This window comes from Coprobacter fastidiosus, assembly GCF_982245605.1.
The window spans coordinates 1-26485 of the sequence record NZ_CEVCIF010000051.1; the positions used below are offsets into that span (position 1 = coordinate 1).

A 26485-nucleotide genomic window follows, 5' to 3' on the forward strand; every position below is an offset into this window, starting at 1 on the left:
TCGTTACTGAATGTATAAGAGAAAGAAGTTCCTGTACTTGATAGTCTGCCTAATCCTTTTCCAGCTTTCCATCGTGGAATATTTACACGTACAGGATTGCCGTATTCATTCAGTTGATAAGTATAAGTATCAAAAACGGCAGAAGCTTGCAGATTGAAATTTTTAGTTAGTTTGATTAATATCGAAGTATTGATATTACTCCAATTCATAGAGTCGGCAGCCATGTTATAGCTGATCCCTGCGGTGAGATTTTCGATAAGACTGATTTTTCGCACTCCGGTTGTATCCCGATCTGAGTTGACTTTCATTTCCAAATTATTGGAAACATTGAAAGATACTGTACCCTGTTTTCCTTGAGGCGCAGTTCCGAATATACCGTGAGAGAATGGAGAATATTTTACATCTACCCGTTTTCCGTTCTCAATTTTTGAATATGTTTGCCAGAATCCGTATCGGGAACTACCGAAATCAGGTGCGGCACTAAAACTGACACTGGGAGTGAATACGTGCCGGATCATTTGTATTTTTTTCCCTCCGAAAAAGGGTAGAGGTCGGTAGAATCCATATAACTTAGTTTGGGCACTGACGCTGAAACTATAGTTAAAAACGTTATAAAAACCGTATGTAGTGTCTCTTACAACGGCTGCGGACTGGGGATCCCATTGTTGCATGATGCGGTTGGTGTACATTCGGTCGGTGAAGTTGAACGACGGAGATATATTGAGATATTTAAATAAGCTGAATGTTGCCGATACGGGAATCGTGTGTTGCATGCCGTTGCGCCAGTCTTTAATCAAGCTTGACTTGAAAAACAGATTTTGTTTTGTTTCTATAGAGTTTCGGAATAGACCGGTGTAATTTAAACTGATTTTCTCATACCATTTTTCTTTGCCTACCGGATTTTTTCGTTTGAACGGATATACCCGACTCATATTGAGGGTAAAGTCCGGAAATGATACGTTCAAAGTGGAATCTTTACTTCGTTGTGTGATGTTGGCTGTTGCCGATATACTAAAAGGGGTATTCGGAAAATTATAGGTCATGTTCACTGTCGAACTTTTGGTGTTTTCCGTAAAAGAAGTTGCGTTATAATAGCTGTTCAGATTGTTTCGGTCATATCCACTTGTTGTAAAATTGACACTGGCAGAGAAACTCATATTCGGATTTGCTTTTGCATCTTGGGAGTGTGACCATATTAACCGGAAATTTGTCTGTTTTTGATAATCGGGCATTCCTTTGTCTCCGAGTATAGTCACCAGGTATCCCATATTGAAATTTCCAGAAAACTTATATCTTTTCACGTAGTTAGACATGGCATTCAATCCCCACGACCCTTTTGTATAAATTTCACCTGTGAGAGCTAAATCGATATAATCGTTGATCGCAAAGTAATAACCGCCGTCTCTTAAATAAAATCCGCGAGCCATTTCATCCCCGAATGTCGGCATAATGATTCCTGATGAATATTTTTCTGTGAAAGGGAAAAAGCCGAAAGGAATTGCTAACGGAAGAGGTACTCCTGCCAGAACCAAGTAGGCAGGACCTGTAACGATATTTTTCTTCGGACGCATTTTAGCCTTGGTCAGTTGGAGATAAAAGTGCGGACATTCATGGTCATCGCATGTCGTATATTTCCCGTCTTTCAAATAAAAATCCCCTTCTTTGTTCTTTTTCGTACTACCTCCTGTCAGGTAACCTTCTCCTTGTTGGGTAATGATATTGGTGATATATCCTTTTTGACTTTTAAAATTGTATTTCATTGTAGCAGATTCATATTCTCCGCTTTTATCTTTAAATATGGGATTCCCTACAATTTCGCCGGCGGTATCGGGACGTCCGATCGCGAACACCGTACTACTGTCCATATTCATTCGTATCTCGTCTGCATCGAGTTCTATATCTTGATAAGTAACAACCCCTTGTCCATACATATAAGCTTGATTGTTACTTAAAAATACGATAGAGTCGTTTGCCGTATATTTTACCACATCTTCCAGTGGTGATTTTTTGGGAGGAGGAGCTTGTACCGTATCGGTCATGACAGAGTCGACAAGAATAGAATCGACACTCTTCAATAATGAGTCGGGACGGATAAGGATAGAATCGGGTAAAGCGGGAAATGTATCGGAAATAGATTTTATTTTGTCGCTGTCTGCTGGTGTAACAGTGTCGGCAAAAGCGGGATTCGCTTGCCGTATATGGCTTTTCCTTTTAGGCTGGGCACTGAGATTGACCAGCAGTAAGGAGCAAAACAGGGTAAGGACTATTATATGAATCTTATTTCTCGATGACATTCACAAACCAATAGGTTATTGAGGTGCAAAAATACACAATTTACCCTAACATATCAGGTATTGAAGCCTATTTAATATATTTTAGAGGAGGAAAAGGTGATACCACCTCTCAAAACGGGCGACGGAAGCCTCTCCGTATTTACTCATACTTTTTCGTATTTGTTCTATACTTTTTTCTTTTAAAGGGTTTGATTTGGAGTAGAATTTGTCGGCAAAGCAGATCATTTGCTCTTCTATGCTTATCGGAAGCATATCTCGGTGAGGAATAGGAAGGTTTTGATTAATAATGTCTTCTAAAGAAAGTCCTGCTCCTGTGTGGCGTTCGCTGACTAAAGCATGACGAGGAAAACCTTCTTTTTTCAGAAGCTCGCTGCCTAATGTACCGTGACAGATATACGGTCGTGTGCCGTGGCATTCTATATCGGGGGCATCGGTAAGAAAGATTCCGATATCATGTAACATGGCTGCTTCGGAGATAAATTCTGCGTCTGCGTTCAATTCGGGGTGAGCATTTGCTATTTCGAGAGCCTTTTGTGTAACCAGACGACTGTGATCTACTAAAATATCATATAGTGCGGTTCCTTGTGTATAATATTTATCGATGATTGTAAAAGGATTCATTTCTATTGTATTTTGTGCAATAATACAAAAAAAATTTTAGAGCCAATCTAAATTTTCCAATAAGAAAATATTATCAGGTCATCTTTACGTTTTCTTCCAATCTATTTTTCTGTTTTCACTCGAAAGGAACTCTCGAATCTGGCCTAAGTAAAATTCAGACAGGCTCTTAGAATAAAGGCTTTGTTCTTTTATCCGTATTGAACAGAATTATAAAAATATTGATAGGGTTGAATGTTCGATTATTGGGCATCAAAATATTTTGTGATATTTATGACAGTAGGGAGTTGTTCCTTTGTTTTCATAATAGTCTTGATGATAATTTTCTGCCGGCCAGAATGTGGAGACCGGTAAAAGTCGCGTTGCGACTTTATATCCCATAATTGTGAGCTTATGTATATATTCTTCAGCGATTTCTTTTTGTTTTTGATCGGCATAGAAGATTACCGAAAGATATTGTGTACCTATATCAGGACCTTGACCATCGGTTTGGGTAAAATCGTGAGTCTCGAAAAAGAATTTTACCAGTGATTCATAACTGACAATTTCTGGATCATATTCTATTTCGACAGTTTCAAAATGTCCTGTTTTTTGAGAACAAACTTCTTTGTATGTCGGGTGTTTGGTAGATCCTCCCATAAAACCGACTGTGGTTTCTTTGACACCTTTTAATTTTTGAAAATAGTATTCTGTCCCCCAAAAACATCCCGATGCAAAATAGGCTTTGGATATTTGCTCTGGTTTATCGGGCTTAAATTTTAAAGAAATCGAGTTCACACAATGTCTGGTCTCTTTGGGTGTCAAATGTTCGTTTAAGAATACATGTCCGAGATGACCTTTGCAATTGGCGCAAATAATTTCAGTTCGTTTTCCATCGTTATCAGGTTTCCGGATAACGGCGTTAGGGATTTCGTCATCAAAAGCCGGCCAGCCGCATCCCGAATCGAATTTATCAGAAGATCGGTACAATGGAGCGTCACATTGTTTACATAGGTATATCCCTTTTTTATAGAAGTTGTTATATTCGCCGCTAAAAGGGGCTTCTGTTCCTTTTTTCAGCATGACATATTCTTCTTCTGGAGTGAGTTTATTAAGATTCATATTATTTTGTTTTTTATGCTGTGCCCATATAGTGATAGCTAATGTAATAGCGAGTCCTGTCAGCAGAAATGTTTTCATAATGTCATTTTTAGGAAATAGTTCCTTATTTATAACTCTTTAAGATGTGTTTTTGTTCGATATTTCATTTTATATATGAAAATAAAAACCCGGAACGAACAGCATTAAGGACATTCCGGGTTTTTGTATTATTTAATTAATCTGAATATTATTCGACGATAGTTACCCAACCATATTTGTCCGGTTCATCTCCATATTGTATGGCCCGGAGTTTATTGTATAATTGGGTGCATATTTTACCCGGTTTTCCGTCTTTAGAAATAATATATGACCGATTTTTTTCAGGATCGTCGATACGTTGTATCGGACTGATAACTGCAGCAGTACCGCAAGCTCCCGCTTCTTCGAAAGTATCTAATTCTTCTTCCGGAATTTGACGGCGTTCGACGGTCAAGCCCATTTCTTCTGCCAATGTCATTAGGCTTTTATTGGTAATAGACGGTAGGATAGAAGTAGATAACGGAGTTACGTACGTATTGTTTTTAATCCCGAAAAAATTAGCAGCACCACACTCGTCGATATATTTTTTTTCTTTTGCATCTAAATAAAATTCGCAGGAATATCCCATGTCGTGTGCCATTTTATTGGCCCGTAAACTGGCTGCATAATTTCCTCCGACTTTATAAACTCCTGTACCTAATGGTGCTGAGCGATCATATTGACGGATAATGACGTAAGGATTAGTTGAAAATCCACCTTTAAAGTATGGCCCTACCGGTGTGACAAATACGATGAACATATATTCGCTTGCCGGATGTACACCTACTTGTGCACCTGTTCCGATTAATAATGGTCTGATGTAAAGAGACGCTCCGCTTTCATAAGGCGGAACGAACCGTTCATTCAGTTTTATGACTTTAAGGATAGCGTCACGGAATTTTTCCGTAGATAGTTCAGGCATTAAAATTCCTCTGCAAGTACTTTGCAGCCGTGCCGCATTTTCATCAAGACGAAATACTCGTATTTTCCCGTCTTTTCCGCGAAAAGCTTTTAATCCTTCAAAAGCTTCTTGTCCATAATGCAAACAGGTGGCCGCCATGTGCATATTGATATATTCGCTACTGCTTATTTCAAGTTCGCCCCAACTTCCGTTCCGGTAATTGTACCGTACATTGTAATCGGTCGGCATGTAACCGAATGATAAATTAGCCCAATCGATAGTTTTCATTTTTATTATTGTTTTTCGATATTTACATGTAAGATTTACAAAGTTACAATTTTTATAAATATTGTAACTGTTTTTTGTCCGAAATATTGAACATTATTCCGGTTTAAAAGAAAAAAAAGAAAATTTATGACAGGTTGTTATTGTTATGAGGTAAGAATGTCCCGCAATTTTTGCAATAAGAAGCATCTGCCTCATGTTTATTCTCTCCGCAATTAGGACAAGTAATGTTCTTTTTTCGTAAAGGTTTGATCAGTTCTGAAGAAATAATACCGGTAGGAACGGCCAGTATCGAGTATCCGAGTAACATGACGATGACTGAAATTGTCTGACCTAAGAATGTGATAGGCGTTATATCTCCGTATCCTACGGTCGTGATAGTGACGACTGCCCAATATATGCTTTTGGGAATGTTGGAGAAAGAAGGATTTACACTTCCTTCGACCAAATACATCAAAGCTCCTAATATCGTTACGAGAATCATGATGAAGTAGGTAAATATCATGATCTTTTTTACGCTTCTTCGTAAAGAATCGACCAAATGGTTGCCTTCTTTTAAAAAATGCGTTAGTTTTAGTATTCTGAAGATACGAAGAAGACGTAAGGCACGAATAACGATAAGATAGTGAGTACTACTGTACAGGATACCGATGAAGAACGGTAAAATAGATAAGAGGTCAATGATTCCATAAACTGAAAAAATATATTTTTTTCGATTCGGACTGCAGTAAATACGGGTTGCATATTCGATAGTAAACAGTATGGTTATAATCCACTCGCAGATACGGAATGGGAGTGCGTATCGAGCGTTGAATGCGACTACACTTTCTATTGCTGCCAATATAACGCTGAGAAGGATTACGTTCAGTAAGATGATATCGAATCTCTTTCCTTCTTCCGTATCGGTTTTGAATATGATGGTGTATAGTTTCTTTTTTAATTCTTTACGTTTTTGCAGATCCATGATCATGTCATTCCGATTAAAAGTTTCTTATCTCCTATGTGAATCCTATAAAGATAGTCTTGATGCGGATTGAACAAGTTGCTGCAGTATAACAGATCAAGTGTTGTATAAGTTTTGCTTAATCGTTTTCTTCGTAATCGTCAAAATCAAAATCAAAGTCGAATCCGTCATCAAAAAAATCTCCTTCGGTAAACTTTTTCAGTTCCCTTCCTTCTCGTTTTGTCGGTCTTCCCAGTCCTTTGCTCCGATTTATGAATCCGCTGATACGGTTCATTTCCAGTATATCGTATTGTTCTTGCGGTGTAACGTTTTCAAGGTATTCCGGGACAAGTTTTGCTCCCATCCTCTTTTCGGTCAGAGCCAATACTTTAAAAGAGTAAGTGACAGGAGGTTTCCGTACTTGGATGATTTCACCTGCTTTTATTGTACGGGATGGTTTTACCGAGACGTTTCCGATAGAGACTCGCCCTTTCTTACAAGCTTCGGTTGCAATTGTACGTGTTTTGAAAATGCGTGTAGCCCACATCCATTTGTCTATTCGAACTTCATTTTCTTTTTCCATGACAATTTTACTTATTGTTGAATTGTGTCATGGTCAGTTGTATGCCTGCCAGACAGAAACTTTTTATGATCTCTCCTGCACGTTCGAGACGGGCGGGTAATTCTTTTTCTTGTTCTTCGGGGAAGCTTCCTAATACGTAGTTGACTTGTTGTCCTTTAGAAAAATCATTCCCGATTCCGAATCGAAGTCGGGCGTAATTGTCACTCCCTAATATTTGCTGAATATGTTTCAGACCGTTATGACCGGCATCGCTACCTCGGGGCTTTAAACGCAGACTACCGAAGGGTAATGCTAAATCATCCACTATTACCAATAAATTTTCTACCGGAATGTTTTCTTTTTGCAGCCAATAACGTACGGCATTTCCGCTCAAATTCATATACGTAGACGGCTTTAACAAGATTAATGTGCGTCCTTTGATTTTTAATTCGCAGATTTCGCCATACCTTTTGTCTGTAAAAACGAGATTGGACGCTTTAGCTAAAGCGTCCAATACTCTGAATCCTATGTTGTGACGGGTATTTTCATATTCTGGTCCGATATTACCCAATCCCACAATCAAATATTTCATTTAAGCAATATTATTATTTACCGCTTTTTGCTTGCAAACCGCGAGCTGCTCTTGTTAGTTTAACAGCACAAACAACTGCATTTTTAGCATTCATCAATTCAAGACCTTCGAAGTGAAGTTCTCCTACCTGTATAGTTTTGCCTAAACCTAAATTATCGATGTTGATAACCAACTTTTCAGGAATCTGAGAATAGATAGCTTTTACTTTCAATTTTCTCATTTCGAGGCTCAATTTACCACCGGCTTTAACACCTTCTGAATGTCCTTCAAGAGCCACGGGAACTTCCATAATAATGGGTTTTTGTTCGTTAACTTCAAGAAAATCCATGTGAAGGATTGCGTCGGTTACCGGATGGAATTGAATATCTTTTATAACGGCTTTGGTTTTTTTGTCACCGATAGTCAGATCGATAGCGAAAATTTCGGGAGTATAAACTAATTTTCGTACAGATTCTGTAGATACAGTGAAATCCGTTACGATCAAAGCTTGATTGTTTGCAATTTCTACTACTTTTTCACCAGCTTTAAGAGCATTATCATAAGGCAGGGTTACAAGTTGTCCGCCGTTTAAAACAGCAGGGATAAGATTTTGTTTACGTAAAGCTTTTACAGCTTTCTTTCCCAAATCGGTTCTGGGAGTTCCTTCTAATTGAAATGTTTTCATTGTTTTAATTTTTTTGTGTTACTCAAAATTAAGATAATCAGCTTCTTAATTTCCCATCGCACGGAATACTCAAAAAGCGCGACAAAGGTAAGACTTATTTTTGTGTTATCCAAAAAGTTTGTATTGAAATAATGTGTCTTGTTTAATACACTTTGTTTATCTGTTTTTTTGTTCCAAAAAATAAAGTTTGGTCGTAAGGTTTAGAGATTTTGATAAAATCTTTTGGTAAAAATCCGTTATATTTGCAATTCATCTTAAACTTAACTTAAAACATGAAAGGGAAAATTTTAGTTACAGGTGGTGCCGGGTATATCGGTTCGCATACTACGGTAGAATTGCAGAATGCCGGTTATGAAGTGGTTATCGTAGATAATCTTTCTAATTCAAGTGAAAGCGTAATCGACGGTATTGAGAAAATTTCGGGTGTGCGTCCTGTTTTCATGAAATTGGATTGCAATGATAAGGCCGGCATGGAAAAGCTTTTCGAGGAGCAGAAGAATATAAAAGGTATTATTCATTTTGCAGCCAGTAAGGCTGTCGGTGAATCGGTACAGAAACCGTTGTTGTATTATCGTAATAATATCGATTCTTTGCTTACGCTCATGGAGCTGATGCCTCGATATGGAGTTGATGCTTTGGTTTTTTCCTCTTCATGTACCGTGTACGGTCAGCCGGATGTGCTTCCGGTTGATGAAAATGCACCTATAAAACCGGCAATGTCTCCTTATGGGAATACAAAACAAATAAATGAAGAAATAATTCGTGATACGATTTATTCGGGTGTCCCTTATAAAGCCATTATATTGCGTTATTTTAATCCGATAGGAGCTCATCCTACTGCAGAGATTGGCGAATTGCCGAATGGAGTGCCCCAGAATCTTATTCCTTTTGTTACCCAGACAGCTATGGGGATTCGAGAACAATTGAGTGTGTTCGGTGATGATTACAATACACCTGACGGTTCTTGTATTCGTGATTATATAAATGTTGTCGATTTGGCGAAAGCGCATGTCGTAGCTGTGGATCGTATGCTTACCGGAAAATCTCTTGAGAATGTAGAAACATTCAATTTGGGTACAGGTCGGGGACTTTCTGTATTGGAGCTGATAAAGACTTTCGAGAAGGTGACAGGGCAAAAGTTGAATTATAAGATTGTCGGTCGTCGAGAAGGTGATATTGAACAAGTGTGGGCTAATCCTGAAAAGGCGAATAACGTGCTGGGATGGAAAGCGGAAGAGTCTATCGAGGATACGTTAGCTTCTGCGTGGAAATGGCAATTGCGTTTGCGTGAAAAAGGAATTATGTAAAAATAAGGTTTTGATAGAAACCGGGAATTATATATAAAAATGTGACGGATCTTTAAAGAAAGACTTCCGTCACATTTCGCATTTGTTTAACCGATCTTATTATTCTTTTATCAGTCGGATTGCCTTTCGGTCTGTGTTGCTAGTAAGTGAACAAATATATATGCCGTTATTCAACCCTTCCAGATTAATTTGTTGTTGATGTTGTCCGGCTGGTAGAGAATCTTTTCTGTAGCTATTGAGTTTTTTCCCGTCAATAGAAAAAATATCGATAAGAACATCTGAACATTCGGTTGTAACATAATTGAGTGTGGTTGTACCTGAAGTTTTCGAGGGATAGCAGAATATGTTATTCTCGATGATAGAAGTCGTTATTCCGTCGGTACTTTCTTCTGTAACCACTCCGCTTATCGTAACTCCGTATAGACAGATAGATTTACTGTCTCCTCCATTGTTCAACCAAGGGTAGATTCTGATATATAAAGATTCTTCACTTTTTACTTCAATAATGTTTTTGTGAGAGATCGGATACATAGTATTGCTTGTATTATTTTGTCTGTCTGCAATCATCACGGCATCATCGCCGAAAAGTTCGTTTTTACAATAATATACTTTGAATCGTATCCCATTGCTCCCAGATCCTCCTACATATAATCCGATAGAATCGACATTAAAAACACTTCCTTTAGTCGCTTTAACTCCGAATTGAATGTAGCGGTCATGTACGATGTCTATTTCTCCAGCAGGCCACGTTCTTCCTTCGATAATATTACGTTGAGTTTTTGTTTCTCCATCGATGCGATTATCTTCCCATATTGTCGTGCTTCCCGGTTTTGCATACCTATCGGTAAACATGTTTTTTAATGTTTCAGGTAATACTGTAATAGGTCCTTCGGATATACTGTTTTCGTTTTTTGATAATTCCCAAAATGCTTTTGCTTTGATACCTCCTTCGAAAGAGACACATTCACCTTTTAAGGCGATGAATTTCGTGTTCTTTCCGTTACTTACTGTAATATTTCCTGTTGAGATACCTGTATCTTCAGGTGCATATTTTACAAAAAATGGAGTAATGCTGAGGTTGCCATTTTCATAGGGTATGGTTATCTGCTGAGTATAGTTGCCGTCTTGCTCTTTTGATATACTGAATTCTGAGGGAACGGTTATTGTTACATTCCCGTTTACCGGATCTAAATCGATTCCACTTACCGAAAAGGAATGAATATTGACGGTGTTAGCATAGCATTTTCCAAAATTATATTCAGGACTACTTAATATTAATTCGGGATCTGCATTCAGATATTCTGTCAGAATATTTTGTTTTATTAATTCTTGTACTGCTAAACGAGCATATAAAGTAGCTCCGTATTCTCCTAAATGTGTACCGTCTCCTACGTTGTAAATGAGTTCTGTCGATTTAGTTTTTCCGTATTCTTCACAAACTTTTTTGGTAAGAGCTGTATGATCGACCAAAAGACAATTCGTGTTTTCTGCAACCTTTTTCATGGCTGCGACATAGTCGAGTTCTTTTCCGTCCGAACCCATACCGAGATTATGGGCTCCTCGTGCTGTGATTGTTTTTCCGTCACTTTCAAAATAGTTGCGTACAATAGGGGTGAATAATATCGGAATAGCATTTAGCTCTCTTACCTCCGTTACATATTTAGTCAGATATTCCGTGTAACTTTTCCATGGATTGGTTCCTATTTCACCTTCTTCTCCTCCATCTTTTTCATCGTTATGTCCGAATTGAATAATAACATAATCTCCTTCTTTGATCTGAGGTTTCACGGTTGCCCAAAAACGATAATTATTGTTGTCGTCTTTGGCTTCATAAAAAGATTTGGAACTAGTTCCGCTTTTAGATCTGTTATTTACTGTTGCACCGTTTGTTACAAACTGCTGTAACATTTGTGCCCATCCTCTTTGTCCGTTCGGATTACTTTCCGTATCCTCTGGTTTGCTCTCCATCGTAGAATCTCCGATGGTATGAATTGTAATTTCTTTAGGGAATGCAGACATGCAACAAAATAATAAACTTAATAGTAGATAAGTTGAGTTTTTCATAAATGTTAGAATTATAATTATATGCAAAAATAAGTTTCGTCTCTTTATTGAAATGTGGAATATTTGACGCTTTTGGTAGATATTACCGATAGTTATAATAATATATGGCTTAGTTTGTGATCTATTTGAATTTAAATTTTACATGGATGTTTTTTTTGAGGACTGTTTTCAAAAGTGTTTTACTGTTCCTTTATACGATGTGCAGAAACGTGAAAACAAGACCGAAAAGAGCCTTAACAGATCGTATATATTTATCGAGAAATTTAAACGGGTTTTAGATGAACACTGAATTTATTTTGTAAATAATTGTTATTCTCTAATCTTTTTATTAAATTTGAAAATCAAGAGTTTGTTTAAATTTTGTTCAGATCTTTTTGGAAGATGTTTTTCTATTCCTAGTTAAGGGGGCTGTGTGATATATTAAAGCGGGAGAATAGTCCGAAAAGAAATTCACAAAGTCTATATATAATGATGAAAAAATAAACAGGCTCTAAGTAGATTGAATTAAGGAAAGGAGGGTATTATGTCCATATTACTGAAAAATCTGTTTTGGGTGTGTTTTTTTCTTTTTGTTCCGCTATCTTTATTTCCTTTTCCGGAATTAGAATTGGTAGAATATCGGTCTGGCATAATCAAAGGTGAAGATGTTATTGTCCTTCCTCAGTTTCCGGGAGGAGAGGAAGCTATGAAAAAATATTTGGTTATCGATGTATTGATGCCTGAAGGAAATACACCTGAATGGCTGGTCGACCGTATTCTTTATTCGATAGTGGTGACTGCTTCCGGAGAAATTTCCGATGTAAAATTGAAAACCCCGATATCTAAGTTGAAAGGACATATTTCTAAGGAAATTTTGGATAAAGCATATTGGTTGGTTAAAAACATGCCAAAATGGATTCCCGGTACACGCAATGGACTTCCGGAAGATATGGATTATATAGTTTGTGTAAAAATAAACCCGGTTTATCAAAAAGATAAAAAATAAGGATGTGAGTTTCATTTACTGAGATTCTGTCTGAATTTATGAGGACGGTAGCAAGTTGTCTGACGAGTGAAAACGCAAAGATGACCTGATTGTGTTTTTTATTGGAAAATTTAGATAGGCTCTAAGTTGTATATAAAGGATAAATTTCGTATCGATTATTTTTTCTGAAAATAATTTTAGAATTATTCTAATATTAGAAATATTCTAATTATATTTGTACCGCAGTTTAAAAACAAGTATTGTTGATGAGGGTAAATGAAATCATAGAATTATTTCAATCAAAAGGGGTAAAGGCGACACCTCAGCGTATATCTGTGTATGAAGCTTTGTTATCTCTTAAGCATCCTTCTGCAGAAGCAGTGCTTGAGAGGGTAAGAAGTATCTTGCCGACTGTAACTGTCGCTACGGTTTATAATACGTTAGATTGTTTTGCAAAAGCTGGAGTGATAGAAAGAGTATTGACTGTTGATAATAAAATGTATTTCGATACGAATCTAAGCCGGCATTATCATTTATATAGTGAAGAAACTCATGAGATACAGGATTTTTATGATAATGAGTTGTCCGAATTGATTCGGACATTTATCCAAAATAGAAAAATTCCCGGATTTGAGTTGAAGGATGTGAAAGTACAATTGATAGGAAATATAGAGAATTACTAATTAAATTAAAAACAAGATTATGGAAAAGAGTATTAAGGGAACAAAAACAGAACAGAATTTGTTAAAGTCATTTGCAGGAGAATCTCAGGCAAGAAGCCGATATACGTTCTTTGCAAGTGTGGCAAAAAAAGAAGGTTATGAACAAATTGCCGGAGTATTTATGGAAACGGCAGAACAGGAAAAGGAGCATGCAAAAAAATTCTTCAAATATCTTGAAGGGGGTATGGTCGAGATTACTGCATCTTATCCGGCCGGTGTTATTTCTACTACGGTTGAAAATCTGAAGGCAGCAGCTGACGGAGAAAATGAAGAATGGGCAGATTTATATCCTGAGTTCGCTCGAATTGCTGAAGAAGAAGGCTTTCCTGCTATTGCGGTAACATTTAAGATGGTTGCTAAAGTAGAAGCCGAACATGAAGCTCGTTATCGTAAATTGTTGGCAAGAGTAGAAGCCGGAAAATTCTTTGAAGAAGATGAAGAAATAGAATGGCAATGCCGCAATTGCGGATATGTACATAAAGGCAAGAAAGCTCCGGAAAAATGTCCGGCATGTGCTCATCCGCAAGCTTATTTCGAGCGGAAAAAGAATAATTATTAATTATATAGAGTATGAAAGAAAAGGAAAAGATTCAATTAACTACTCAAGCAGGTGTCCCTGTTGCGGATAATCAGAATATTCTAACTGCTGGAGAGAGAGGTCCTGCTTTGTTGCAAAATGTCTGGTATATGGAGAAGTTGGGGCATTTTAACCGAGAACGTATTCCAGAACGGGTGGTACACGCAAAAGGCTCAGGAGCATATGGAAATTTAACCGTTACCGAGGATATAACCCGATATACGAAAGCAGCTCTATTTTCTGAGGTAGGTAAAAAAACAGATCTTTTCCTTCGCTTTTCTACTGTTGCCGGAGAACGAGGTGCGGCAGATACCGAACGGGATGTACGTGGATTTGCTGTTAAGTTTTATACGGAGGAAGGAAATTGGGATTTAGTAGGAAACAATACTCCAGTATTTTTTATCAGAGACCCGTTAAAATTTCCTGATTTTATTCATACACAGAAGAGAGATCCGAAAACTAATCTGCGTAGCAATACTGCCATGTGGGATTTTTGGAGTCTTTCTCCTGAAACTCTGCATCAGGTGATGATTTTGATGAGCGATCGGGGTATTCCTCAAGATTATCGTCACATGCATGGTTTCGGAAGCCATACTTATAGTTTTATTAATGCTGAAGGAGAGCGTTTTTGGGTGAAATTCCATTTTAAAAGTTTACAAGGCATTGCTAATTTCACCGATTCGGAGGCTGCGTCTATTGTTGCAAAGGATCGTGAATACTCACAGCGAGACCTATTTGAAAATATTGCGAAAGGAAATTTCCCCAAATGGCGTTTCTGCATTCAGATAATGACAGAAGATGAGGCTCGTAACCGAAAAGAAAATCCGTTTGATTTGACGAAAGTGTGGAGTCAAAAAGAGTATCCTTTGATCGATGTCGGAATTCTTGAGTTGAACCGGAATCCGGAAAACTATTTTGCAGAAGTTGAGCAAGCTGCATTCAATCCGGCAAGTGTCGTTCCGGGAATTTCGTTTTCTCCGGATAAGATGTTGCAAGGACGTTTGTTCGCTTATGCTGATGCGGCACGTTATCGTTTAGGAGTGAATTCGGATACGATACCGGTAAATAAGCCTATATGTCCTGTTCATAATTATCATCGTGACGGTTATATGCGAGTTGATGGAAATAATGGCGCTCAGGTTAATTATGAACCGAATAGTTTCGGAGGACCGACGGATGACGGGAAATTCAATGAACCTCCTTTGACTTTAGATGGAGATGCTTGGAATTATGATAACCGGAAGGATAAGGATTATTATTCTCAGCCCGGAGCATTATACAGGCTTGTGCCTGACGATGAAAAGTTGCGGATTCATTCTAATGTAGCGGCGGCTATGCAGGGAGTTCCAGAAGAGATACAGATACGGGCTGTAGCCCGTTTTTATCAAGCTGATGAAAATTGCGGCAAAGGTATAGCCGAACAGCTCGCTATTTGCCTTGATTCGGTTTTGGATGAAGTTAAACGGCAAAAAGAGTTAGGTTATTGATGATATAATTAAGAGTGTTTGCGATTAAGTCCGGACACTCTTTTTTCAATATTTTTTGAAATGGAGTTTTTAGAAGAGTATCATTTATTGGGATTGGTTATCGGGGTTTCTACATTTTTAATTATAGGTTTGTTTCATCCTATAGTAGTGAAAGTTGAATATTATTGGGGAACTCGTTATTGGTGGGTGTTTTTACTGTTGGGTATTTTAGGTGTGGCAGGTTCTTTGATAACAGATAATGTATTGTTCGCTGCTTTGCTCGGAGTTTTTTCTTTTTCATCGTTTTGGACTATAAAAGAAATATTTGAACAGGAAGAACGGGTACGGAAAGGATGGTTTCCTAAGAATCCGAATAGAGTGTATTCTTGGGATAATGAATCAAATAAAACGGAGTAATTGCCTTTTTATTATATTCCAAATATTCCTAAACCGATTATTTTTTTATAATTAACATCAGAAATTTTTTCAAGATGGCAAAAAAGATGTATCTTTAGGCACTAATTAAGGAATCTGTTCAAGGAGAGGAAAATATGAAAACTATAAAACTACTCATTTTTACGTTGTTGGTATCTTGGGCTGTAGTTCAGGTATCTGCTCGTCAGGAGTCTGTTTATGGGCAAGATTTTTTCCGGACGGCAGATAATTATATGCCTATGTCTGCTGAAGTCAACATGGTACAAAATGATTTACCCGAAGATTCTGTTCAAATATATGCCAGTAATGGTTCTATTTATGTTCGCTCTTCCAAAAAAGTCAAAGTCAAAGTTTATACTATTGTAGGTAGTTTGGTAATGGATACGTATGCTGGTCCTGGATTGTCTGAACTTCAGCCTAAATCAAGAGGACTTTATTTGGTAAGTGCCGGGGGGGTTACTCAAAGAGTGACAGTCTGATTTTAACTTCTGTTTTTTTAGTATTTATTGCTTGCTTCTTAATAAGTAAAAGTAGAGTTTTTGGAAATTTAAAAAGGAGGATCTCTATTTTAGAGAAGGGAGTAATAACTCTCTATGAAGATAAATATTGATTTTAGGAAAACTATAATTTGTTGAGGACGAAAGAACTGTAAATTATTTTTAGAGGCTGTCTAAATTTTATTCGAGTTAAATTTGGAAGTTTCTTTCGAGGATGCTTTTCTGGTTTTATAAGGATAATAGCAGACTATCTGACAAGTGAAAACGGAAAAAAGATCGGAAGAAAACATAAGCGTGACCTAATAATATTTTTTGCATCGGAAAATTTGAACAAATTCAGAAGTCTCTCTTTTGTCAAATCGACAATAGAGAGACTTCTGAATTTGCTTATTTTACAGGAATTTTATCTATACGTCTTTGATGTCTTCCTCCTTCAAATTCTGTATTTAAGAATGTTTCAGCGATTTTTTCGGCTTCTTCGTTTTTTATAAATCTACCCGGCATTACGCAAATATTTGCATCATTATGAAGGCGGGCAAGCTTTCCTATCTCTTCATTCCAGCAAAGGGCAGCTCTGATTTTTTGGTGTTTATTTAATGTCATGTTAATGCCGTTTCCGCTCCCGCAGAATGCAAATCCCGGGTAACACTCTCCTGATTCTATTGCATTAGCAAGAGGATGAGCAAAATCTGGATAATCGACACTTTCACAAGAAAATGTACCGAAATCTTTAATTTCGATTCCTTTTTCGATTAAAAATTGTTTGATAAATTGTTTCATTTCAAAACCAGCATGATCACTTGCAAGACCTACCGGAATATTTTTTTTGAGGATGCTCATAACGTATAATAAGTATATATTTTCTGTTACAAATGTAAACAAAAAAATGAGTTTTATGTTGGCTTGAAATGGAAATATTTATAGAGATTACAAGCTCTTTTCCCGATTTTTTATTAGTTTAAATCGGTATCGGATACAAGAAGGTATTTCGTGACTATAATGCGTTACATACACTAAGGTTTTTCCCGGTCGTTCACAAAAATTTTCTATAATTTTTCTGACACGGCATTTATTACTGATGTCTAGACCGTGTAGAGGCTCATCTAAAATTAATAGATCCGGGTCTTTTACAAAAGCTCGGGCTAACAATATCAATCGCTGTTCTCCCGAAGATAGAGTAAGAAAAGGCCTGTTATATAAAGTTTCGATTCCAAAAGTGTGCATCCAGGCCAGTGCGATATTTTCCTGTTCTGGGGAACATTTTCGGTATAGTCCGATAGAATCGAAAAATCCAGAACCTACGATTTGTATAGCAGGAACATTTTCTGTATAGTATAAATGCATTTCTGGCGATACATATCCGATCCTGTTTTTTATTTCCCAGATGCTTTCTCCAGAGCCTCGTTTCCGATCGAACAAAAAAAGCGTATTTGCATAAGATTGAGGATTATCGGCATAAATAAGACTCAAGAGTGTAGATTTTCCTGCCCCGTTTTCTCCCAGTAGTACCCATTTTTCGCCGTTTTTTACTTCCCAGTCTAATCCTTTAAGTATTGGGTGTGATCCGTAAGAGATATTGATTTTCTCCATTCGAAATGTTACATTGTGTTCTGACTTTTTACGAGTAGGATCAGGAAGTCGTATTTGGTTGTGAACTTCAGGAAAGAGGTTATTCCTTAAATCGTTATTTTGTAAAAAATCATTGCGGGATATAGGATCATAGCAGACACGATTTCGGACGGGAAGAATATGAGTAATCATTTCTGGAATGTCATCCGGATTGGATAGAAGCAGAATGACTTGAAATTCTTTCATTTCGGACATTTGTGTTAACATTTCTGTTAACAGAATTCTAGAAGTCGCATCTAATCCGATGAAAGGATTGTCAAGAATCAGTATTTGTGGATGAGTAAGCAATGTTCTTATAATTAGAAATTTACGTAATTCTCCACTTGATAGATAGATAACTTTCTTGTCTAACATTTCTTCTATTCGGAATTGAATAAATAATTCCCGGATAGATATTTCATCATAATTGTTCGATAATAGTTCTCTTATTGTCTGAATTCCTTCACTCTCGGAGGAATGCCACCGTTGTTGATAGAAAGTTGTACGACTGTCTGTAATAGAATGAATGTCTTTGAAAGTTATAGTTTTTATTACATCGGATGTTTTGCCGGGATAATTATTGATAATTTCTCCCTCTTTCAGGGCATATTTCCCTTGTAAAAGTCCGGCTATTATACTTTTTCCTGCACCGTTAGGACCTATAATCGCCCATTGTTCGTTTGGCTTTATACACCAGTTTAGCGCTTTTTTAAATCGTATTTCTGGTAAACGGGGAATAGGATTGTTAAAAACGATACTTATTTCTTTCATTTAAAATTTTGGTTATATTATAATACAAAGGTATGAAAAAACGGTATGTTTCTACAAATGAGAATTGAAGATAATTATTTAGATTGGCTCTTAAAATCTATGATGTTGCTAAGTTTCTGTGCTTAATATAAAAAAGCATAATGTAAGATTATAATTTTAAGAAAACTATCGTGTGTTAAAACGTTTTGTTATAAATTTGTCCTGTTTATGACTTATGAATCGAATATATTTCGGTTTACTGTCAAACACATTGAGACTTTGCTTGTTATTAAGAATAGGTATTTATCGAATGTATGAAAGAGGTTCGGATGATTATATGTATTATTCTGATATGTTCAGAAGGAGTTATAGTTTCGGCATCTGCTTGTCCGGTTTCCGAATCGTTTTTCTTGTCAGCTACCGATTCTGTGGAACAGACATCAGTTGTCATTGCAGAGCCTTTTAATGCAGATACTGTTATCGGTTCGTCTTTGTCTTTGAGTTTAGATACGGCTGAGGTTAAGAAAAAAACTTCTTTTTTTCGTCGTTTCTTGAATTATTTTAATGATGCCAATAAACCGAAGCCCCGTAAGAAATTTGATTTCAGTATAATTGGAGGACCTCATTATTCGAGCGATACTAAACTCGGACTCGGATTAGTTGCTGCCGGGCTTTATCAAGGAAAAGATACTTTGATGCAGCCCTCGATGGTATCTTTGTATGGGGACGTATCTACGACCGGATTTTATCTTTTAGGAGTAAAAGGAACCCATTTTTTCCCAGAAGATAAGTACCGTTTGTTATATAATTTGTATTTCTTCTCTTTCCCCGGATATTTTTGGGGGACGGGATATGAAGCCGGAAGTAATGATGATAATAAAGGAAGCTATAAGCGTATTCAGAATCAGGTCAAAATAGATTTTCTTTTTCGTTTGGCCAATAACCTTTATGCAGGACCTTTGGCAAGTTTCGATTATGTTGCAGGGTCGAATTTTGAGAAGCCTGAAACATTGAACGGAGCTGCTAAATCGACATTGTCGGTTGGAGTAGGAGGTTCGATTTCCTACGATACGAGAGATTTTCAGACTAATTCGTATAAAGGAGTCTATTTGAAGTTGGAACAAAGTTTATCTCCCTGTTTTCTTGGGAATAAAGATGTTTTCTATACGACCGATGTATTGGCTGATATTTATCAGAAAGTATGGAAAGGTGGAATTTTAGCAATTGATATTCATGCTAAATTCACATTCGGAGATACACCTTGGACCATGATGCCTAAACTGGGAGGTTCACTCCGTATGAGAGGATATTATGAAGGTCAATACCGAGACAGAAATGTCGGAGAAATTCAAGTAGAACTCAGACAACATGTCTGGAAACGGAATGGAGTTGTTTTTTGGGTCGGAGCAGGAAATGTATTTCATGATTTCAGATCGTTTAAATGGTCTCATACATTACCCAATTATGGTCTTGGATACCGTTGGGAATTTAAAAAACGAGTTAATGTCCGTTTGGATTATGGCTTCGGAAAAGGACAGTCAGGTTTTTTGTTTAATATAAATGAGGCATTTTAAGAAAAAAATATCGGATTGGTTAAGTAAGCAGCAAAATTTATATATACTGTTTATGATTATATTGATGATACCGACTTGCCTTCTTTTATATACAGAAGAAATGAGTATGGCGATGCGAGTAGCATACTTTTTTCTGCCTTTGTCGGTCTATATGGGATTGCTTGCTATGCGGCAGAAGCCGGGAATAGTGTTGTTATGGCTTTCTTTACTTTTGTTGCTCGGGGCTTTTCAGGAAGTATTGCTTTATTTATTTGGAAACTCTATCATTGCTTCCGATATGTTTCTAAATTTGTTTACGACCAGTACTGGAGAAGCTTCCGAATTATTAAGTAATCTTATACCGGCGTTGATATTGGTCTTTTTTGTATTTTTCGGTGCGATTTATTTGGCGTTTCATTCCATTCGTATAGAGGACCGTTTGCATGTGAGCGTCCGGAAAAAATTGGTTATTATAGCAGTCTGTAGTTTATTGATCGGTTTTATAGGGGGTGTGACGGCAAAAGTTCAAGAACCGAACGAAAATGTATTATTAAATATATATCCGGTTAATGTATTCTATAATATGAAATTTGCCAGAGAAAGTTGGCATAAAAGTAAAAATTATAGAAAAACTTCAGAGTCGTTTTCATTTCAGGCTAAATCTCGGCATCCGTCAAACGATAAAGAAATTTATGTCTTGGTAATCGGGGAAACTTCACGTTCGGAGAATTGGAGTTTATACGGATATGAGAGAGAAACCAATCCTCGGTTGTCAAAAGAAAAATCATTGGTATGTTTTACCGATGTCGTTACGCAATGTAATGCGACTCATAAAAGTGTTCCCTTGATTTTGTCTGCGGCATCGGCCGATAATTTTGAAATAATATATAAGCAGAAAAGCATTATTACGGCTTTTAAGGAAGCCGGTTTCAAAACGGCATTTTTGTCAAATCAAGTGCCGAATAATACTTTCACCGATTTTTTTTCAAGAGAAGCCGATGTCGTAAAATTTTTGAGAGGTGATCCTTTAGCTATCAGCAATAACCCTTTGGATCATGATTTGTTACCTTTGTTAGATAATTTTATAGCGAAAGGTGGCAATAAGCAGTTTATCGTATTGCATACTTATGGGTCACATTTTAATTATTGTGACCGTTATTCCGACAAATTCAAAGTATTTATCCCTGACAACAGCGTAAATCTTGAATATCGGCATCGTGACTTGTTGGTTAATTCTTATGATAATTCGATTTTGAGTACTGATGATTTTTTAGCATCTGTTATCGATAAGTTGAGAAATACCGGAGCTGTGACATGTATGTTTTATCTTCCCGATCATGGTGAAGATATTATGGATGATGATCGGCATCGTTTTCTTCATGCGTCTCCGTGTCCTACATATTATCAATTGCATATTCCTTTTTTAATTTGGTTCTCGGATGAATATAACGCTCGTTACCCCGAAGCGATAAAAAATGCTGTTGTGCATCATTCGTCTCCTATAACTACAAGAGCTGCGTTTCATACAATGCTCGATTTAGGAGGCGTTGCTACAGCTCATTTCAATTCGGTATTTTCGGTTGTGAATGCAGGCTTCTCTCCTCGTAAAAGAAGTTATTTGAATGATCATAATCTTCCTGAATCGCTTGATAATTGCGGACTTGAAGGAGAAGATGAAGCTATGTTTAGAAAAAAAGGAATGGTATTTCCTTAGTCTTGTTAAATAAAGTGCTGTTTAACAATGAGGATATTTACTGTTTTGTTTCTTAAAAAAATGCGATTAAGTATAGGAATAGTTGCCTTTTCAAAATTTTTAGCTTAAATTTGAATCATTGAAAAACAAAAGAAATTGTAGAGGATGGCTTACTCTTGTTGGAAAATCAATACGTTGACCATTTTATTCGTCATGTTGTTTTCTCTTTTTGTCATACCAGTTTATGCTCAATCGCAGAAAGAGGTATTTGATATATCGAAAGGTAGATTGACGCAAACTTGGCCTTCGAAGGATATGCAAAAGTTGTTGCCTTCACTTTCTGTGGATTCGGGACAGTCTGTTGTGGATCATTTACTTGAGTATGCTTTTCAATTTAAGGGACGTCCGTATTGCAGAGGAAGTAAAGGTCCGTCGAGTTTTGATTGTTCAGGTTTTACGTATTATGTGTTTAAAAAAATCGCGTTAAAATTGAATGCATCTTCGGCTGCTCAATATTTGCAAGGAATATCTGTTGATAAGGAGGATATCCGGCGAGGAGATCTTGTGTTTTTCAAAGGACGCAATAGTTCTTCTTCACGAGTAGGACATGTAGGCTTGGTATCAGAGGTTTTGCCCGGAGGAAAGTTTAAATTTATACATGCTTCTTGTTCAAAAGGAATTTGTGAAGAATCGAGTGATGCCCTTTATTATGCCAAACGTTATGTAGGAGCGAGGAGAGTGATTGAAAGTGACCATTCTTCGGTTTTATTACAAGAATAGACTAACGACTATATATATGAAGATAGAAGCAGGACAGACCTTGTTTGAAAGGTTTGTCCTGTTTGGTTTAAAAATAGTTTGTTCTTATTTCAGGCCATTATCTAAAAAACTATAAACAATTATTTCATTTTCAAATTAATTATATACATTTGTAATCGATATATTGATGTTTATATCATTGATTTTGTGTCGAATCAATACAATTTTTATAGCTGTTTATTCGGTAAAAACAGATAAACTTCCTTTAATTTTAAGAGGTATCGGAAGCCCGTAAAAATGATCATGTCGTTTTCAGAATTAGAAATAGAGTGATAATTAAATAATATATATGTATGAAAAGAACCTTTGTCGGATTATTGTTAGCTGTGTATATAGGAGGTCTGATGCAACCGATAAAAGCTCAAACAAAGGATAATTTGAAAGGCGAAATATCCTTATCCGGAGCTTTTGCTTTGTATCCTATGGTGGTTAAATGGGCGGAAGAATTTAAAAAAATACACCCGAATGTGCGTATTGATATTTCTGGAGGTGGTGCTGGAAAAGGAATGACGGACGCTTTAGCTAAAGTCGTCGATCTCGGAATGGTTTCCAGAGATGTTCATGATGTCGAATTTAAAAAAGGGGCAGTTGCTTTTGCTGTTGTTAAAGATGCGGTAGTACCTACTGTCAATGCTGCCAATCCTTTAATTCGGGATATTAAAGCTAAAGGGCTTAAGCGTAATGTAGCTTTGAGTTTGTGGAGTGGAAAATGTAAGACATGGGGAAATGTGTTGGGTACTACCTCCAAAGTGCCTGTGCATGTTTATACCCGTTCTGATGCTTGTGGAGCGGCGGAGACTTGGGCTGCTTGGTTCGGGAAAAGACAAGAAGACCTTGAGGGAACTGCAGTGTTTGGAGATCCGGGCGTGGCTTCGGCCGTACAAAAAGATAAGGTTGGGATAGGATTCAATAATATAGCTTATGCTTATGATCAGAAAACTCGACGACCTTATGCCGGACTTGCCATTATTCCATTGGATGTTAATGGGAACGGGAAAATAGACCCGGAAGAAAAGTTTTATGATAACAGTTTGTCATTGATTAAAGCTATAGTTAGCGGAAAATACCCTTCTCCTCCTGCACGTAATCTGTTTTTGGTTTCTAACGGAGTCCCTAAAAAACCTGAGGTTATTGAATTTATAAAATATATATTGACTGAAGGTCAGAAGTATGCTAATGCTACCGGATATATAGGTTTGTCTAAAATTACGATTAATCAGGAGCTTGCTAAACTGAAAAAATAAAATGATGGCTGTTTCTTTGTTGAGAAAAAGATTATTAAAGGATAAAATGACAAAATCGTTCATGTTTATATTGACGGTTTTGTCATTGCTTGTATTGGTCTTTATGGGAGTGGGGCTTTATATGAAGTCTCGGATGATATTGAATGAACATTCCTTATGGGATTTATTGACCAATGCCGATTGGAAACCTTTAAGCGAAGAATTCGGTTTCCTTCCGTTCATTATAGGTACTTTGGAGGTAACCGCTCTTTCTATACTTATTGCATTGCCTATTTCTTTGCTATCGGCAATTTATCTTTCCGAATATGCCCATTCTTGGACAAAACGGGTCGTTTTTCCTGTATTGGATATTTTGGCGGGAATTCCTTCCGTAGTATTCGGTGTATGGGGTACATTAATTATCGTGCCTTGGATTGCAGATAAGTTAGGACCTCATTTTGTAGAATATACCAGCGGATATACTGTATTGGCCAGCGGGATAGTGCTTGGGGTAATGATATTGCCTATTTTGGTAAGCCTTTTTATCGAAATATTTACTATTGTTCCTCAGGACTATAGGGATGCGGCAGCATCTTTAGGTGCGACTAAATGGCAAATATCGACTAAAGTAATTCTTCGAAAGTCGATGCCGGGAATAATTGCTGCAGTAGTGTTGGCTATTTCTAAGGCTTTCGGAGAGACGATCGCAGTATTGATGGTTTGTGGAAATTATGCAGAGATTCCGCATTCCCTTTTCGATCCGTGTTACCCTCTTCCGGCTCTTATAGCTAACAATTACGGAGAGATGTTGTCGTTGCCTTTGTATGAGTCGGCATTGATGTTTGCAGCATTTATTTTGTTTTTTATCATTTTGGTATTCAATTTGGCATCACGAATGATGTTGCAGCATGTCGAGAAAAAATTTAAGTTGTAAAGGGGGAGAGAACTAAAATGAAAATGAAATTTATTGTAGAGAAGATATTTTATATTTTGATGGTGCTCTCTTTATTATTGGTTTTTGCATTTTTAGGGAGCATTCTGATAACGATTATAAAGAACGGATGGCCGGCTATGTCTTGGGATATGGTGACAAAATTGCCGGGTGGAGGTTTTTATATAGGAAAAGAAGGTGGAGTCTTGAATGCTATTGTGGGTTCTGTGTATATTGTCGGGGCTTCTACTGTATTAGGCTTGTGCATCAGTATTCCGATAGTATTTTTTGTCAATATTTATTTGAAGAAAGATTCGAAGTTGGCGAATTTAACACGTTTGTCTTTTGATGTATTATATGGAATTCCATCTATCGTGTATGGTGCATTTGCATTTACGATTATGATTTTTTTCGGATTACGAACCTCTTTGTTGGGAGGTATTATTGTAATAACATTGTTGATTATTCCTATATTTGTCCGGTCGATGGATGAAGTTGCCAGACAATTGCCTAAAGAATTGCTTGATGCTACTTATTCGCTCGGAGCGACTCGGTTAGAAGCTATTAAAGTCGCTATACGACAGATTGCTCCGGGAATTGCGACAGCAACATTGCTTTCTGTCGGTCGAGCTATCGGTGATGCTGCCGGAGTCATGTTTACTGCCGGTTTTACCGATAGCATACCTACTTCGTTGAATCAACCGGCGGCAACTCTTCCGCTTTCTATATTTTTCCAATTAAGCAGTCCTACTCCTGAAGTACGGGAGCGGGCTTACGCTGCAGCTCTTTTGTTAACTATTATCGTATTGATATTAAGTATTATAGGTCGGATGATTACTTATAGATTCTCAAAAAATAAAATAAAATAATGGAGAAAGACAGTTCTAAGTTCACAAATGCTTTTAATCGTTTTGAAGAGTGGCGCAATAATGTTAGTAAAACCGCTTCTGATAAGATCGGAGAAGAGTTAAATTTAGGATCGGATACGAAAAAAGATGCTACGATCGATATAGAAAAATTGAATATTTATATCCAGAATAATCATATTCTGAAAGACATAAGCTTACAACTGCATGATAAAAAAATTACCTGTATTATAGGTCCTTCGGGGTGTGGAAAAACGACATTGCTGAAAAGTATAAACAGAATGATAGATACGACCGAACATGTACGTGTGGAGGGACGTGTTTTTGTGGACGGAGAGGATATTTACGATAAAAAAGCTGAGATTACGCATATTCGTAAAAAGATAGGTTTACTTTCTCAGCGTCCAACGCCGTTGCCTATGTCTATTTATGATAATATTACGTTCGGTTGCCGGATACATGGCATGAGAAATAAAAAAACTTTAGATAAGGTTGTCGAAAAATACCTTCGTGCTACCGGTTTGTGGGATGAAGTGAAAGATCGTTTACATACTCCTGCTTCGGCTCTTTCTATCGGGCAGCAACAGCGTTTGTGTCTGGCAAGAGGTTTGGCTGTCGAACCGCAATTTATTTTAGCGGATGAGTCAACGTCCGCCCTTGATCCTATTTCCAGTAAAAATATAGAGGATCTGTTTATGAAATTGCGTGAGCGTTATGGAATTATTATGGTAACTCATACGCTTCGTCAGGCTTTGCGTATCGCTGATTATGTAGTATTTATGTATATGGGTGAGATGATAGAACAAGGGACTGCAGACGAATTGTTCAATCATCCTAAGCATGAATTGACTAAGCAATATTTAAGCGGGGTGTTCAGTTAAAAATCGATGGTCATTAAAATAATGGAAGATACACATATTTGTTTCCTTTAAAATTTTCGGAACATTCAGTAAATAGTATAAAATTAGCCAACTAATTCATACACAAAGTATT

25 protein-coding genes are annotated in these 26485 nt (G+C 37.1%); 14 read left to right on the forward strand and 11 right to left on the reverse strand.

What is annotated here, in order from left to right:
* The 8 genes from AC0UMU_RS11710 to AC0UMU_RS11745 all read right to left on the reverse strand — a co-directional run.
* Positions 1–2294 (reverse strand): putative LPS assembly protein LptD (locus AC0UMU_RS11710; protein ID WP_473979942.1); only part of this gene is annotated, 2294 nt, incomplete at its 3' end.
* 81 nt (positions 2295–2375) lie between these two features.
* Entirely contained in the window at positions 2376–2915 is a 540-nt protein-coding gene (locus AC0UMU_RS11715; RefSeq protein WP_022391301.1) for an HDIG domain-containing metalloprotein, read from the reverse strand.
* 249 nt (positions 2916–3164) lie between these two features.
* Positions 3165–4091, reverse strand: a complete 927-nt coding sequence (locus AC0UMU_RS11720) for a bifunctional methionine sulfoxide reductase B/A protein (RefSeq protein WP_122337841.1) — start codon at positions 4089–4091, stop codon at positions 3165–3167.
* Between the two features lie 148 nt (positions 4092–4239).
* Entirely contained in the window at positions 4240–5265 is a 1026-nt protein-coding gene (locus tag AC0UMU_RS11725; RefSeq protein ID WP_278585752.1) for a branched-chain amino acid aminotransferase, read from the reverse strand.
* Between the two features lie 118 nt (positions 5266–5383).
* Entirely contained in the window at positions 5384–6226 is an 843-nt protein-coding gene (locus AC0UMU_RS11730) for an ion transporter (protein WP_081705684.1), read from the reverse strand.
* A 112-nt stretch (positions 6227–6338) separates the two neighbouring features.
* The gene (locus tag AC0UMU_RS11735) at positions 6339–6782 is read right to left on the reverse strand and encodes an RNA-binding S4 domain-containing protein (RefSeq protein ID WP_009317768.1); all 444 of its coding nucleotides are present in this window, start codon (positions 6780–6782) and stop codon (positions 6339–6341) included.
* A gap of 7 nt (positions 6783–6789) precedes the next feature.
* Positions 6790–7353, reverse strand: coding sequence for an aminoacyl-tRNA hydrolase (gene pth, locus AC0UMU_RS11740; protein WP_009317767.1), 564 nt, complete (start codon positions 7351–7353; stop codon positions 6790–6792).
* Positions 7354–7366: 13 nt separating this feature from the next.
* Entirely contained in the window at positions 7367–8017 is a 651-nt protein-coding gene (locus tag AC0UMU_RS11745) for a 50S ribosomal protein L25/general stress protein Ctc (RefSeq protein ID WP_009317766.1), read from the reverse strand.
* A 272-nt stretch (positions 8018–8289) separates the two neighbouring features.
* On the opposite strand from AC0UMU_RS11745, the gene galE reads away from it, so the two are divergent.
* A complete protein-coding gene (galE, locus tag AC0UMU_RS11750) occupies positions 8290–9324 on the forward strand; it encodes a UDP-glucose 4-epimerase GalE (RefSeq protein WP_009317765.1) in 1035 nt (344 codons plus the stop codon).
* A 99-nt stretch (positions 9325–9423) separates the two neighbouring features.
* Here the strand turns inward: galE and AC0UMU_RS11755 are convergent, their stop codons facing one another.
* On the reverse strand, positions 9424–11388 hold the full coding sequence (locus AC0UMU_RS11755; RefSeq protein ID WP_022391307.1) for a GDSL-type esterase/lipase family protein: 1965 nt from the start codon (positions 11386–11388) through the stop codon (positions 9424–9426).
* A gap of 523 nt (positions 11389–11911) precedes the next feature.
* On the opposite strand from AC0UMU_RS11755, the gene AC0UMU_RS11760 reads away from it, so the two are divergent.
* From AC0UMU_RS11760 to AC0UMU_RS11785, 6 genes are all read left to right on the forward strand, one after another.
* On the forward strand, positions 11912–12373 hold the full coding sequence (locus AC0UMU_RS11760) for a hypothetical protein (RefSeq protein ID WP_009317762.1): 462 nt from the start codon (positions 11912–11914) through the stop codon (positions 12371–12373).
* A 245-nt stretch (positions 12374–12618) separates the two neighbouring features.
* Positions 12619–13035: a Fur family transcriptional regulator gene (locus AC0UMU_RS11765; RefSeq protein ID WP_009317761.1), complete on the forward strand. Its 417-nt coding sequence runs from the start codon at positions 12619–12621 to the stop codon at positions 13033–13035.
* Between the two features lie 19 nt (positions 13036–13054).
* Positions 13055–13633: a rubrerythrin gene (gene rbr / locus AC0UMU_RS11770; RefSeq protein WP_009317760.1), complete on the forward strand. Its 579-nt coding sequence runs from the start codon at positions 13055–13057 to the stop codon at positions 13631–13633.
* A gap of 11 nt (positions 13634–13644) precedes the next feature.
* Positions 13645–15138, forward strand: a complete 1494-nt coding sequence (locus AC0UMU_RS11775) for a catalase (protein ID WP_022391309.1) — start codon at positions 13645–13647, stop codon at positions 15136–15138.
* Positions 15139–15198: 60 nt separating this feature from the next.
* Positions 15199–15534: a DUF4491 family protein gene (locus tag AC0UMU_RS11780; RefSeq protein ID WP_022601497.1), complete on the forward strand. Its 336-nt coding sequence runs from the start codon at positions 15199–15201 to the stop codon at positions 15532–15534.
* A 134-nt stretch (positions 15535–15668) separates the two neighbouring features.
* Entirely contained in the window at positions 15669–16031 is a 363-nt protein-coding gene (locus AC0UMU_RS11785; RefSeq protein ID WP_009317757.1) for a hypothetical protein, read from the forward strand.
* Positions 16032–16436: 405 nt separating this feature from the next.
* On the opposite strand, the gene rpiB is transcribed toward AC0UMU_RS11785, so the two are convergent.
* Together rpiB and AC0UMU_RS11795 are read right to left on the reverse strand one after the other, a co-directional pair.
* Complete coding sequence (gene rpiB, locus AC0UMU_RS11790) at positions 16437–16889, reverse strand: ribose 5-phosphate isomerase B (protein WP_009317756.1); 453 nt, start codon at positions 16887–16889, stop codon at positions 16437–16439.
* A gap of 87 nt (positions 16890–16976) precedes the next feature.
* Positions 16977–18428 carry an ATP-binding cassette domain-containing protein gene (locus AC0UMU_RS11795; RefSeq protein WP_288641542.1) on the reverse strand — a complete coding sequence of 484 codons (1452 nt, stop codon included), beginning with the start codon at positions 18426–18428 and terminating at the stop codon, positions 16977–16979.
* 308 nt (positions 18429–18736) lie between these two features.
* Here AC0UMU_RS11795 and AC0UMU_RS11800 point away from each other — a divergent pair, with 308 nt between their 5' ends.
* The 7 genes from AC0UMU_RS11800 (at position 18737) to AC0UMU_RS11830 (ending at position 26373) form a co-directional block, all read left to right on the forward strand.
* Positions 18737–19981: a BamA/TamA family outer membrane protein gene (locus AC0UMU_RS11800; protein WP_278716577.1), complete on the forward strand. Its 1245-nt coding sequence runs from the start codon at positions 18737–18739 to the stop codon at positions 19979–19981.
* 52 nt (positions 19982–20033) lie between these two features.
* Entirely contained in the window at positions 20034–21674 is a 1641-nt protein-coding gene (locus AC0UMU_RS11805) for a phosphoethanolamine transferase family protein (RefSeq protein ID WP_278716574.1), read from the forward strand.
* A 144-nt stretch (positions 21675–21818) separates the two neighbouring features.
* Positions 21819–22433 carry a C40 family peptidase gene (locus AC0UMU_RS11810; RefSeq protein ID WP_278716572.1) on the forward strand — a complete coding sequence of 205 codons (615 nt, stop codon included), beginning with the start codon at positions 21819–21821 and terminating at the stop codon, positions 22431–22433.
* Positions 22434–22765: 332 nt separating this feature from the next.
* Positions 22766–23716 (forward strand): PstS family phosphate ABC transporter substrate-binding protein, encoded by a 951-nt coding sequence (locus tag AC0UMU_RS11815; RefSeq protein WP_009317750.1) that lies wholly within the window; start codon positions 22766–22768, stop codon positions 23714–23716.
* 1 nt (position 23717) lies between these two features.
* Positions 23718–24629 (forward strand): phosphate ABC transporter permease subunit PstC, encoded by a 912-nt coding sequence (pstC, locus tag AC0UMU_RS11820; RefSeq protein WP_278716569.1) that lies wholly within the window; start codon positions 23718–23720, stop codon positions 24627–24629.
* 23 nt (positions 24630–24652) lie between these two features.
* On the forward strand, positions 24653–25495 hold the full coding sequence (locus tag AC0UMU_RS11825; protein WP_278716566.1) for a PstA family ABC transporter permease: 843 nt from the start codon (positions 24653–24655) through the stop codon (positions 25493–25495).
* Complete coding sequence (locus AC0UMU_RS11830) at positions 25495–26373, forward strand: phosphate ABC transporter ATP-binding protein (protein WP_278716564.1); 879 nt, start codon at positions 25495–25497, stop codon at positions 26371–26373. The genes AC0UMU_RS11825 and AC0UMU_RS11830 overlap by 1 nt, the downstream gene beginning before the upstream one ends.
* Positions 26374–26485: the final 112 nt, after the last annotated feature.